At 48.5% G+C, this 12,402-nt stretch carries 8 protein-coding genes and 1 tRNA gene; 6 read left to right on the top strand and 3 right to left on the bottom strand.

The window, feature by feature from the left end; translation table 11 throughout:
* Positions 1-32 precede the first annotated feature (32 nt).
* From C5O19_RS24120 to C5O19_RS24110, 3 genes are all read left to right on the top strand, one after another.
* Complete coding sequence (locus C5O19_RS24120) at positions 33-605, top strand: pentapeptide repeat-containing protein (protein ID WP_104715967.1); 573 nt, start codon at positions 33-35, stop codon at positions 603-605.
* Between the two features lie 278 nt (positions 606-883).
* The gene (gene uxuA, locus C5O19_RS24115; protein ID WP_104715925.1) at positions 884-2,089 is read left to right on the top strand and encodes a mannonate dehydratase; all 1,206 of its coding nucleotides are present in this window, start codon (positions 884-886) and stop codon (positions 2,087-2,089) included.
* Positions 2,090-2,136: 47 nt separating this feature from the next.
* Positions 2,137-2,892, top strand: coding sequence for an SDR family NAD(P)-dependent oxidoreductase (locus C5O19_RS24110; RefSeq protein ID WP_104715924.1), 756 nt, complete (start codon positions 2,137-2,139; stop codon positions 2,890-2,892).
* Positions 2,893-3,020: 128 nt separating this feature from the next.
* On the opposite strand, the gene C5O19_RS24105 is transcribed toward C5O19_RS24110, so the two are convergent.
* Both C5O19_RS24105 and C5O19_RS24100 read right to left on the bottom strand, forming a co-directional pair.
* Positions 3,021-3,821 (bottom strand): glycoside hydrolase family 16 protein, encoded by an 801-nt coding sequence (locus C5O19_RS24105; RefSeq protein WP_104715923.1) that lies wholly within the window; start codon positions 3,819-3,821, stop codon positions 3,021-3,023.
* 84 nt (positions 3,822-3,905) lie between these two features.
* Entirely contained in the window at positions 3,906-6,821 is a 2,916-nt protein-coding gene (locus C5O19_RS24100; RefSeq protein WP_104715922.1) for a PKD domain-containing protein, read from the bottom strand.
* A 367-nt stretch (positions 6,822-7,188) separates the two neighbouring features.
* Between C5O19_RS24100 and C5O19_RS24090 the strand changes: the two genes are divergently transcribed.
* From C5O19_RS24090 to C5O19_RS24080, 3 genes are all read left to right on the top strand, one after another.
* Positions 7,189-8,223 (top strand): PorP/SprF family type IX secretion system membrane protein, encoded by a 1,035-nt coding sequence (locus tag C5O19_RS24090; RefSeq protein WP_104715920.1) that lies wholly within the window; start codon positions 7,189-7,191, stop codon positions 8,221-8,223.
* A 252-nt stretch (positions 8,224-8,475) separates the two neighbouring features.
* A complete protein-coding gene (gene lpdA, locus C5O19_RS24085) occupies positions 8,476-9,879 on the top strand; it encodes a dihydrolipoyl dehydrogenase (RefSeq protein WP_104715919.1) in 1,404 nt (467 codons plus the stop codon).
* A gap of 650 nt (positions 9,880-10,529) precedes the next feature.
* Positions 10,530-12,041, top strand: a complete 1,512-nt coding sequence (locus C5O19_RS24080; protein ID WP_104715918.1) for a malate:quinone oxidoreductase — start codon at positions 10,530-10,532, stop codon at positions 12,039-12,041.
* 121 nt (positions 12,042-12,162) lie between these two features.
* Here C5O19_RS24080 and C5O19_RS24075 read toward each other — a convergent pair.
* Positions 12,163-12,249: transfer RNA gene (locus C5O19_RS24075), tRNA-Leu, on the bottom strand.
* Between the last annotated feature and the right edge of the window lie 153 nt (positions 12,250-12,402).

The following is a 12,402-nucleotide window of genomic DNA, read 5'->3' as shown; positions in this document are numbered from 1 at the left end:
TTGAAGCAAAGCTTCAAGAAATTTTTTTTGAAATGGACTTAGATTTTTATCAGGACGAAATTTTTGAAAAACGCAGCTTTTCGGGCCAGGAGATCCGCAATAAAGAATTTGAAAATTGTGTTTTTCAGCAATGTGATTTCACGGAAAGTAATTTTTCGGGTAATCGCTTTACGGATTGTACCTTTACGGGTTGTAATATGGCCTTAGTACCGCTGAATCGTTCGGTATTAAATGGGGTTACGTTTCGGGATTGTAAGCTGATTGGCGTAAACTTTACTGCCTGCGAAAGTAGTATGTTTAGTGTAAGCTTTCAAGCCTGTAAACTAGACTTCGCTTTGTTCAGTAACAAGAAGATAATCAAGACGTTGTTCAGCAAATGTTCGTTAAAGAGTGTTGATTTTTCGGGTAGTATACTAACGGGTAGCCATTTTCAGGAATGCGATCTGGAGAATGCTATTTTTTCACAAACCAAACTCGATCAGGTCAACTTTTTAACGGCGTATAACTTCACGATTGATCCCGAACAGAACCTGGTTAAAAAAGCTAGATTTTCATCCGAAAGTTTAGCCGGACTGCTGCGTAAATACGACTTAAAAATTGAGTAAATTTCTTACACTAAATCTCTAATTAGTAGCAATAAGAGCATCAATAGTTTTAGTATATATAACACTTGTTATATAGCTAGTTTATTTCTTTTATAATGCCTGCTTTTGCCGTTTAAAGTTGGTTTATCCCCTGTTCCTTTATCAGAAATTTACGGGCTGGGCACGAGTGCTGTATACGGTTTGGGCTGTTCTGTAGTTGATATTCATTCGCCCGTTCTATCGTATGAGTAAGGTGAGGACTAAAAAAACTGGTCTTTGCTATAAACAGAAACTAAGTTATGGCTTTCATACAAACCATGCGGTGGTTCGGGCCGCAGGATCCCGTTTCGCTCATGGACATCCGGCAGGCTGGGTGTACGGGTATTGTCACCGCTCTGCATCAGATTCCAGTAGGTGAAGTCTGGTCCGTGGAGGCGATTCTGGAACGAAAACAACGCATTGAAGCAGATAACGACCGGTTTACCCCGCTGCATTGGGCCGTTGTCGAAAGCTTGCCTGTACACGAAGACATCAAGAAAGGCTTACCTTCTCGTCATGTGTTTCTTGAAAACTACAAGACTTCGTTACGAAACCTGGCGGCTTGTGGGATTTCGACCGTTTGTTACAACTTCATGCCCGTACTTGACTGGTCACGAACGGATGTCGATTACCAGATGCCCGATGGTTCGCGAGCCTTACGCTTCGTGTGGGAAGATTTTGCCTTATTCGATCTGTACATTCTGCAACGACCGGGAGCCGAAAACCACTACGAACCTGACGTTCGGCAACGTGCCTACGAACGATTCCAGCGTTTGTCGGTTGAAGAACGTACCCGATTGACCAATACGGTTTTACTCGGTTTACCCGGCTCTGAAGAAGCCTTTGAACTGGCAACTTTCCAAAGCAAACTCGATGCATATAAAAGCATTGGTGCCCCCGAGCTACGAGCGAATCTCTACGAATTCATTCGGGAAGTAGCTCCGGTTGCCCAAGAAGTAGGCATCAGGCTCTGTATTCATCCCGATGATCCGCCAAAGCCCCTGCTCGGCCTACCCCGGGTCGTGAGTACGGAAGACGACCTGGTACAGCTTTGCCAAGCCTACAATTCCGTGGCCAATGGGATTACCTTCTGTACGGGTTCGCTGGGCGTACGCCCCGATAATGATCTGGCGGGAATCGTTCAGCGGCTGGGTTCACGGATTCATTTTGTGCATTTACGGGCTACGAAACGCGAAGACAATCCTTTGAATTTCCATGAAGCTGGGCACCTGTCGGGGGATGTCGACATGGTGGCGGTCATTCGGGCCTTGACGCTGGAACAAAAGCGGCGTCAGGAAACGGGTCAGGGGGAAACCACTCTGCCCATGCGACCGGATCACGGGCACCAGATGCTGGATGACCTGAACAAACGAACGTATCCGGGTTATTCGGCCATTGGTCGATTACGTGGACTGGCTGAATTACGCGGCGTTGAATATGCTATTCTCCAGTCGCTGCCCAGCTAGTAGAACGTTCGCTCTTTTTACCTTATCATCTCTATTCGTTCTGAAGTATGCAGGTTTTCTCTTTAAGCAATAAAATTGCCCTCATTACGGGGGGTGGAAGTGGCATCGGACTGGAAATTACGCGTTGTCTGAAAGAAGCCGGGGCTACCGTAGTCATCACCGGACGGCGGGAAGAAGTACTCCGCCAGACCATACAGGAGCTGGGCGAGGGTGCCTACTATTTCGTGAATGATGTAACCGACCTGAGCAAGCTTCCCCAATTCGTAGCGGACATTGAAAGCCAGGTAGGTCCGATTGATATTCTGGTCAACAACGCGGGTATTAACATGAAAAAACCGGCCTTGGAAGTAACCGATGAAGAGTTTCAGCGAATCATTCAAACCAATCTGAATGCCGTTTTTTCGCTTACCCGCGAGTGTGCCCGCCGAATGATTACCCGCGGGAGCGGTAGCATCATCATGATCACGTCGATGGCCGCCTATTACGGCATTGATCGTGTGGCGGCGTATGGAGCTTCCAAGACGGCCGTATCGGGACTGATCAAAATTCTGGCTTCGGAGTTTTCGCCGCATAACGTACGCATCAACGCCATTGCTCCCGGATTCATTGAAACGGCTATGATGAAAACGGCCATGAGTGGCGATCCGGATCGTATGAACCGGGCCTTACGCCGTACCCCCATGAATCGTTTCGGTAAACCCAGCGATATTGGCTACGCCGCCGTTTTTCTGGCCTCCGAAGCGGCGGCGTACATCACGGGTGTATCGCTACCGGTAGACGGGGGAAACTCCATTGGATTTTAGTTCGGTTGACGCTTTTGTGAAGGCCAGTAGGCGTGGGTTCTTTATTAAAACCTAGGCATAGCGTTAGGGTCCTTCACCAGCATTCCGATCCGGACGCGAGCCGTTGCGTCCGGATCATTAACAAATCGCTACTGATACACCCGCACGTAATCCACTTCAAAGCGGGCGGGGAAGGTTGTCTGGGAAGGATCGCCGCCGTTTTGGCCTCCAATAGCTAAATTCAGTAGCAAGTAATGCGGTTGATCAAAGGGGTGGGAGCCGTCGGGGTTAACGGTTTTCTGCGAGTCGGAGGTCAGTAGCAAGCGATCGTCTACGTACAGTTTGATCGTTTTCTCATCCCAGTCCATTCGCCAGATGTGAAACTGATTCGCCCAGTTTTTCTTAAAATCACTGAGCGGTACTTTCGTTGAATTCCAGTTGGCTTTGTACCGCGTCGGCGTAGCCCAGGCCACATTGGCCAGTAACGTATTGCGGTAATATTCCATAATATCGATTTCACCGTTGGAAGGCCATTCGCCCTTGACGCCCAGCGTCCAGAACGCGGGCCATAGCCCCGGATCTACGTTAATTTTTCCCCGCATTTCAAAACGTCCGTACTGCCATTGGTGCAGACCTTTGGTAATCAAGCAGGCGGCGGTATAGTCAATCGTCTTGCGACTTTTTCGCCATTCGGTACTACCTGCTTCGTAGTTCGGATTGGGCTTATTTTCTTTCCGGGCTTCCATAATCAGTAACCCTTTTTCGCAGTGAGCATTTTCGGGCTGGTACCACTGTAATTCTTCATTCCGAACAAAACCTTGTTCAAAGGTCCAGTTTTTAGGATCGGGGGCTCCGTCGGTATTGAATTCATCGGCCCATACTAGTTTTCGGGCGGGCATAAAAGACGTGCTGATGACGAGCAGTAGGAGCACAGAAAGAATACGCTTCATCGGTTTAACAGGCGTAGATGTTTTACTCAAAAATAAAAACGGCCAGCGAAAAAGCTGACCGTTTTTAAAAGGCTTTCTGAAAACTTATTTAGCCAGCAGTACCGCTCCCCGCTGGGTACTGATGCCTCGCTCGGGGTAATACGTACTGCGGTACTGCACCACCCAGGCATAACTCTGCGGCGGATAGGTACGGCCTTTGTAGGTTCCGTCCCAGCTTTCTTTACGGTCCGTGGTACGGAAAATCATTTCACCCCAGCGGTCGTACACCCGGAATTCGTAATCCTGATCCGAAATATGATTGGTCACGACCTGTAAGCGATCGTTTTGCCCATCGCCATTGGGCGAGAAGGCGTCCGGTACGAGAATCTGCGGGTCACACAGATCAATCACTTCAATGTTATGTGCTTCGCTACAGCCGTCCGGTGTACTCACCTCTACGGTATAGGTTCCAATTCGATTGACGGAAATCACCCGTGTCGTTTCGCTGCCCGGCGTCCATAGATAGCGGAACTGGTCATTAGGTCCACCGGTAAGCGTAATGGTCTGGTTATTCGGCTGACACAACGACATTTTAGGAATTACACTCACATTCGGCAGGGGCAACAAATCAACTCGTACCGTATCCGATACTTCACAACTGATTGCGTTCGTTCGCGGAATCGTGACGACCACCGAGTAATTGCCCGCCTGATCAACCGTGATCAGTTGCGTATTGGCTCCCGTGTTCCAGAGGTACGACGAACCGCCCGGCAGGGCATCCAATTGCAGCGTTTTTCCCGTACAAAGCTTCTGATCCGGCCCCAGACTGTAATTGGGTGGCGTTTCCAGGGTTACCTGAATAGTATCGGAGCTAAAACAATCGCCGATGAGTACGAACACAACATACTGTCCAGAAGAATCCACCCGAATACTGGAAGCCGTACTATCCACAGCTAGAATCCGGCCGTTACGTTGCCAGATGTACTGACTGTTGGGGAAGTTGTTTTTGGAATCGAGTACGACACTTTTAGCACACACATTCAGATCCTGTCCCAGATTAGCAATGGGCGTGGGATTGACCGTCACCTGTTGCGTCATCGTGGTGTCTTTACAATCATTGTACTGCCGTAGGGTAACGGTGTACGTACCCGCAGCGGCGTAGGTATACTGACCCGACTGCTGGGTCGATTTTCCTTTTCCATCGCCAAAATCCCATTCGTACTTATCTTTCAGCGGATCGCAGATGGGTCCCGTACCAAACTCAATGGGTTCGCCAAAACAGACATCTGCGACGCTGATCCCCGGACCTGAAGGCGGCTCAATAATGCTTTGTACGAAGTTGGGCAAACCCAGTTGACTTAATTTCCCTCCCAGGTTGAAACCGTCCAACTCAAACTCCACGTCCGTTGAATCAGCCGAAGGCGGCGTAATCACACCCAGGTACTGACTGCCTTTGACGGCCATGTAGATTTTACCGTCGGGAGCATACTGTAAGGCACCAAATTCTTTTTCGGAACGAGCTACTTCAATACGGGTCGAAGCGATGATGGTTGAATCCGTATTACTAATGTCGTACTGATAGAGAATGGATTCGGTACTGTCATTGCCCCGTAATGACACATAGACCTGTTTCCCATCGGGCGAAAACTCAATCCCGTACGCAGACGGCGGGGCAGGGCCTAAATCCAGCGTAATTGGGGGTGGCGTGATCGCTCCCGTGGAATCATTGAAATTGTAAATCTCTGCGTAATTCTTACTGCCGTCGGAACCCGGAATGACCACACCCATTTTACCGCCCGAGCTGGCAAATTTGATTTGGCCTTCGCCCTGATATTTCGAAGTATGCGGAATACCAATTTCCGGCGAATCCGCATCTTCCAGACCACTCTTGGTCAGCCGCTTTAGAATGAATTTGCTATTACCAAGCCCGTGGGAAAGCACCCAATACGTAGAATCTTTTGGATTTTCGATGGAGGTGAGGCGTTCACTAACATTACACTCACCCGTCGGATTATTTTTATCCAGAATTATCCCTTTTCCGCCATTTCCTCGCATATCCACTCGGGAGTATTCCAGGCATTTTAGTGAGTCATTCACATCCCGCGTCGTGAAGACGTAATAAATTGTTTCGCAGCCCCGACAACTCGGTTGCGGAACGATTAAGGCCGCCTGCGTCGAATTCGGACTACCGCTCAAACTCGTCGTATCGCTGGCATCCCGGGATGTCATGACGTTGCCGTCCTTATCATAAATTTTTCGTCCGTCGGTATAAAATAGCAGGTTGCCTTTCCGGTCGGAAATCGATGAACTTCCTTCGGGCGTATTAATCTTTCCGTCCGTAATGACTGTCGGTTGTCCGCCTTCGAAGCTAATCCCGGCGTTCGAGCCAAAGTACCATTTGGAAGCCTGCTGGTCAGCTTCCCCACAAATCTTGACGTTAATGCGGTCGGTTACGGTACAGCTATCGCCGTTCATGATCTCCACTGAATAACAGCCCTTTTCGGTCACCGTCAGCGTACGAGTAGTGTCACCGCTGGGATACCATAAGTACTTCACGGTACCTTCGGCTGGGGGCGTACCCTGAAAAAAACGCGAATCGTAGGGGTCGAGTACTAACTCACTGCCCTTACAAATGGTCGTATCTTCTTTGCCCTGAAAAAATTCAAAAGCGGGGGGAAGGGTAGAAATTTTAATGGTTGTATCCGTTGAATACTCGGCTCCGGAAGCTAGTTTTCCCCGTACCGAAACCCGGTACGAGCCCTGCTGTAAATACAGGTGGGCGGGTTTGGCTTTCGTTGAACTCTTCGCCTGCGGATCAGAAGTATTGGGATCCTCAAAGGTCCACTGCCAGCTGGTAGCCGTCACGCCCGTTACTTCAAAGCGAGTGGAGTCCCCACCGCAGCCCTGTTCGGGCTCGCACTTGCGACCGGTTACCCGAATCGACGGCTTGACCGTCTGAGCCTGGGCGACCAGAAAGCAGGTAATCCATAGAAGCACCGTAAAATATATCTTTCGAATCATACCCGATGTGGCTTTATTTACGTTTTAAACGACGTAGATCGGGAAAGGTCTTTGCGGTGGCGGTAGCAAGAGACGAATCACGAGATGAGTACGTTGAAATTTTCGACGTTGGTTTCTTAACCTTCGATGAAGAAGACACGCTCGGTGAGAGGTTGGTTCGAACGGCTACTTTTTCGTGGATCAATTTCCTGGAAATTAACGGAAACTTCTACTACAAATTTTGTGAAGGTTTATGCAACTTGCCGAACTTTTGAAAATTTTTCGCTAGATCGGATTTTTTAGGAAGCCGATTTTCCCGCACGCCCCAACTTTCTACCGAACCTGAATGACCCCTTAATCTGATGAGTCTGGTTTTTGGTTGTACGCCATGATAAAACATCTCCTTATAGTCGCCGTTGTGCTCGTGAGTATACTGCAAACGCAGGCCCAGGATCCGCAGCTGTCGCAGTTCTACGCGGCTCCGCTGTACCTGAATCCGGCATTTGCGGGCTCGGCTCTGGCTCCGCGTGCTACCCTCAATTACCGTAATCAGTGGCCTGCCCTTAACGCCAACTACGTAACGACCATTGCCAGTGTGGATACGTATCTGGACAAGATCAATTCCGGCGTGGGTTTGATGGTCATGAACGACGCCCAGTTTAGCAACCTGCGTACCCTGGATGTAGGCTTACAATACGCGTACCAGGCTCGCTTGAGCGAATCTGTACGGTTACGGGCGGGGATTCAGGCTTCGTACGTAAACCGGAGCGTCAATTATTATAACCTGGTTTTCAACTACGACCTTAACGGTACGGGCGGCGTTACGCCCATCTATAATGACCCCGTAGCCGATACGGGTCCTCGCATCAACTACCTGGATTTTTCGGGTGGCTTACTAACTTATTCCGATCAGTTCTGGGCGGGTATATCGGTTCATCACCTCAATCGTCCGAATCAGTCGTTTTCGGCTACACCTGAGCGGTTACCCATGAAGATCAGTTTGCAGGGTGGCTTTAAAATTCCGCTAATGGGCTGGGAGCTGGGCAATGGCCTCGGAGCCGACATGGGACGCGAACGCAGTCTTTCCCCCGCCATTCTCTACAAAAAACAGGGCAAATTTGATCAGTTGGATTTAGGACTGTATATGACCTACGATCCGCTGACGCTGGGTGTTTGGTACCGGGGTATTCCCATCAAGCAGTACGATCGCGGCCTGAACAATCATGATGCCCTGGTTTTTCTGGTGGGCTACCGACAAGACAACTTTTCCATTGGATACAGTTACGACGCCACCATTTCCACCCTGAGTATGGCTTCGGGCGGAGCCCACGAATTATCCATTTCGTATACGCTCGACGCCCTATTCGACCCCAAGCCCTACCCGCGTAAACGCAAGCGAGAACTGGCCTGTCCTAAGTTTTAGTCCCTTTCTAAGTCCGTGTGTTTCAGCACCGATTGCCACCCCTTGTACGGGTGAGCGAAGGAAACCTTTTTACCTATGTTTGCTGTTAAAAGGGAGGGTATTTTCTAGGGGTTTATCTCCCAAAAAACGCCTTTATACCGTATCTCTGATTTTGCTCTCCTGGGAAACTTCCAATTGGAAGACTCTTTCCAGCGGGTTTTCTTCTATTTTTGTGTGGCTTCGGCCCAAACCTTTTAAAAAGATTTCGCAACAATGGCTCAACAGTATGATTTGATCGTAGTAGGAAGCGGCCCTGGCGGTTATCCTACTGCCATACGTGCTTCCCAACTGGGCATGAAAGTCGCAATTGTAGAGAAAGAAAGCCTCGGAGGGATCTGCCTCAACTGGGGTTGTATTCCGACAAAAGCTCTTTTAAAGTCTGCTCAGGTTTTTGAATATATTAAACACGCCAAAGATTACGGCATTACGATTCAGGACGGATCTTACAACGCTGATTTCAGTGCTGTCATTAGCCGTTCACGGGGTGTTGCCACTAGCATGAGCAAAGGCGTAGCTTTCCTGATGAAGAAGAATAAAATCGACGTCATCATGGGTTACGGCAAAGTAAAAGCCAACAAAACGGTTGAAGTAACCGCCGCTGACGGAACAAAAACGGACTACACGGCTACGAAAGGCGTTGTAATTGCTACGGGTGGTCGGGCTCGTGAGTTGCCCAACATCAAAATCGACGGCGAAAAGGTAATCGAATACCGCAAAGCCATGTCCCTCGAAAAGCAACCTAAATCAATGCTGGTCATTGGTTCAGGAGCCATCGGTGTGGAGTTCGCTTACGTATACGCCAGCATGGGTACGAAAGTAACCATCGTAGAGTTTCTGCCGAGCGTTGTTCCCGTTGAGGACGAAGACGTATCGAAAGAACTGGCCAAGCAATACAAAAAACTTGGTATCGACATCTATACCAACTCGGCCGTTGAATCAGTGGATACGAGCGGTGAAGGTTGCAAAGTGAAAGTAAAAACACCGGACGGAGAAAAATTCTTCGACGTTGACGTGGTACTTTCTGCAGCTGGTGTCGTAGCCAATATTGAAAACATTGGTCTGGAAGACGTAGGCATCGCTACGGATAAAGGTAAAATCACGGTTAATCAATGGTACGAAACCAACGTTCCTGGTTTCTTCGCGATTGGCGACTGTGTACCCGGTCAGGCTTTGGCTCACGTAGCTACTGCTGAAGGCATTATCTGTGCTGAGCACATTGCCGGTCACCATACCGAAGCGTTGGATTACGGTAACATTCCGGGCTGTACCTACTGCTCACCCGAGATTGCTTCTGTAGGTCTGACTGAAAAGAAAGCCCGTGAACTGGGTTATGATGTGAAAGTGGGTAAATTCCCCTTCGCAGCTTCTGGTAAGGCAACCGCAGCCGGTGCCCGTGATGGTTTCGTAAAAGTAATTTACGATGCCAAATACGGCGAGTGGCTAGGTGCTCACATGATCGGTACCAACGTTACGGAAATGATCGCTGAAGTAGTAGCGGCTCGTAAGCTCGAAACAACGGCTCACGAAATCCTGCGTACGGTTCACCCGCACCCGACGATGTCAGAAGCGGTGAAAGGTGCTACGGAAGCAGCTTACGGCGAAGCCATCGACTTATAAGATTGCTTTTGCATTCCATAAAAAACTCCCTTCCAAATCGCTTTGGAAGGGAGTTTTTTTATTTCAGGTTTGAAGTTGAAGGTTTGAGGCTAGGGGATAGGATCCTCGCATTGCAACCCATGGAATAATCAGTAAGCTAACCATTCATTGGCTGACAAATCCACCCCAGTAACTCCAAACTGAAAACTTTAAACTAACAACTGAAAACTCCTCTCTTTTTCCAGGGTTTTCCGGAACTTTCAACGTCTACAATTTGTGATAATCAGGTGCTTGTGGGGAAGGATCCACGGGTACAAACCGGAAGCTGGTATGTATTTATTAGCGTTTTCGAAAACTCTTCCGTACTAAGGAAAGTTGAATACTTGGTTTTTCTTTTGACGCGTGTGTACGTCTAATTCAAACCGTATTCAAAAGGGTCTACAAGCCTTTTTTCAGGAGAAACTATAACAAAATACCAACATCCTGCGGTAAAAGGATTAAAATTTTGTGGATAACCGATATTTTTGAAAGCCCATTTTAAGTGCTTTCTGCCGGAGGAGTAATTAGCAAGGATAAAACCTGGCACGAACTTCTTTACTTGATTGATTACAAACTTGTTAGCATAACGGAAAGGCTCCGATTCATTCCATTGAAAGTAACCGTATTTCCCTATGAATACCAGTAAAAAATCTGTAAATAATGACCCTGACGTCGTATTGATTGGTGCCGGGATTATGAGTGCCACCCTGGGGATGATGCTCAAAGAATTACAACCCGACCTGACGATTGAAATCTTTGAACGCCTGGATGTAGTGACTGCGGAGAGTTCCGATGCCTGGAACAACGCGGGTACGGGTCACTCGGCCTTCTGCGAATTGAACTATACCCCGCAAAAACCCGACGGTTCCGTTGAAATTAACAAAGCCATTAAGATTGCCGAGTCGTTTGAATTATCTCGCGAATTCTGGGCGTATTTAGTGGAAAAAAATATTGTTACTTCACCGCAGGACTTCATTGTCAATACACCGCACATGAGTTTTGTCTGGGGGAATGACAATGTGGATTACCTGAAGAAACGGTATCAGGCCCTGACGAAGAATCACCTCTTCAAGGGTATGCTATACTCCGAAGATCCTGCAGAGATCGGCGAGTGGGCTCCGCTTATCACTGAAGGGCGTGACCCGAATGAAAAAATCGCCGCTACCCGAATGGACATTGGTACCGATGTCAATTTTGGTGAACTTACCCGGCGTATCTTTAACTATTTGAAAGGTTTGCCTGGCATATCACTTTCACTCAATCATGAAGTTCGCGATATTGATCGCCAACGCGACGGTCGCTGGAAAGTGGAGGTAAAAAACCGGAAGAGTGGTAAAAAGCGTGACTTACTGACGCCTTTCGTATTCATTGGAGCGGGTGGCGGTTCGCTACACTTACTCGAAAAATCAGGAATCAAGGAAGGAAAAGGCTTCGGTGGATTCCCCGTAAGCGGTCAGTGGCTGGTTTGTACAGATCCGGCCATTATCGAACGTCACCAGGCTAAAGTATACGGCAAAGCAGCCGTTGGTTCGCCTCCGATGTCGGTGCCTCACCTGGATACGCGGGTGATTGATGGAAAGAAAGCATTGCTTTTCGGACCTTACGCTGGCTTCTCAACGAAGTTTTTGAAGAATGGTTCGTACCTTGATTTACCCAAATCAATCAAGCTGAACAACATTGGCCCCATGATGGCGGCAGGTATTCAGAATATTCCGCTGACCAAGTATCTGATCGATCAGGTGCGTCAGTCACCGGAAGATCGTCTGAACGCTCTTAAAGATTATATGCCCTCGGCCCGCCTGGAAGACTGGAAACTCGAAGTGGCTGGTCAACGGGTACAGGTGATTAAAAAAGACCCCAAAAAGGGCGGAATTCTGGAATTTGGTACGGAGGTCGTTAGTGCCGCTGACGGCTCTATTGCTGCCCTGTTAGGAGCTTCTCCGGGGGCTTCCACGTCCGTTGCTATCATGCTGGATTTACTCAAGCGTTGTTTCGCTGAAAAATCAAGCTCCGAAGCTTGGCAGTCAAAGCTACGCGAAATGATTCCTTCCTACGGAAAATCGCTAGCTAAAGATGCGGCTCTACTGGAAAAATCCCGCGATCGGACGGCTCGTGCTTTAGGGTTAAATGGGGTAGAAGTATAGAAAGACGTCTTTAACGCAGTACGTATACTAGGCTGTCAGCTTCTCGCTGACAGCTTTTTTATTGTGTCAAAGAAGAGGCATAAAAAACGAAAAGCCCGCTTGAAGCGGGCTTTTCGTAAAGTGGTACCGAAGGCGGGACTCGAACCCGCATGTCCGTAAAGACACACGCCCCTGAAACGTGCGTGTCTACCAATTCCACCACTTCGGTATCTTTGGCTTTGGGATTGCAAAAGTAGCATAAACAGGTGCCCTCGTCAAGATTTTGCTTGCTTTTTTTGAAAATTTATTTTTGATAATCGCCTTCAAACCTCTGTATAAGCTAGTTGTAATGTTTATTTTTGTTCGTCCATGGGAGCAAATC

This window comes from Siphonobacter curvatus (genome assembly GCF_002943425.1).
Taxonomy (GTDB): Bacteria; Bacteroidota; Bacteroidia; order Cytophagales; family Spirosomataceae; genus Siphonobacter; species Siphonobacter curvatus.
Note: the sequence above shows the minus strand (reverse complement) of the source record. Positions and strands in the feature narration are given on the sequence as shown.

What these genes read in the sequence shown, in the direction of transcription:
- C5O19_RS24120 (WP_104715967.1), top strand. Translation starts at nt 33, where the DNA reads ATGGACTTAGATTTTTATCAGGACGAAATTTTTGAAAAACGCAGCTTT.
- C5O19_RS24100 (WP_104715922.1), bottom strand. Translation starts at nt 6,821, where the DNA reads ATGATTCGAAAGATATATTTTACGGTGCTTCTATGGATTACCTGCTTT.
- C5O19_RS24110 (WP_104715924.1), top strand. Translation starts at nt 2,137, where the DNA reads ATGCAGGTTTTCTCTTTAAGCAATAAAATTGCCCTCATTACGGGGGGT.
- C5O19_RS24105 (WP_104715923.1), bottom strand. Translation starts at nt 3,821, where the DNA reads ATGAAGCGTATTCTTTCTGTGCTCCTACTGCTCGTCATCAGCACGTCT.
- C5O19_RS24090 (WP_104715920.1), top strand. Translation starts at nt 7,189, where the DNA reads ATGATAAAACATCTCCTTATAGTCGCCGTTGTGCTCGTGAGTATACTG.
- C5O19_RS24080 (WP_104715918.1), top strand. Translation starts at nt 10,530, where the DNA reads ATGAATACCAGTAAAAAATCTGTAAATAATGACCCTGACGTCGTATTG.
- lpdA (WP_104715919.1), top strand. Translation starts at nt 8,476, where the DNA reads ATGGCTCAACAGTATGATTTGATCGTAGTAGGAAGCGGCCCTGGCGGT.
- uxuA (WP_104715925.1), top strand. Translation starts at nt 884, where the DNA reads ATGGCTTTCATACAAACCATGCGGTGGTTCGGGCCGCAGGATCCCGTT.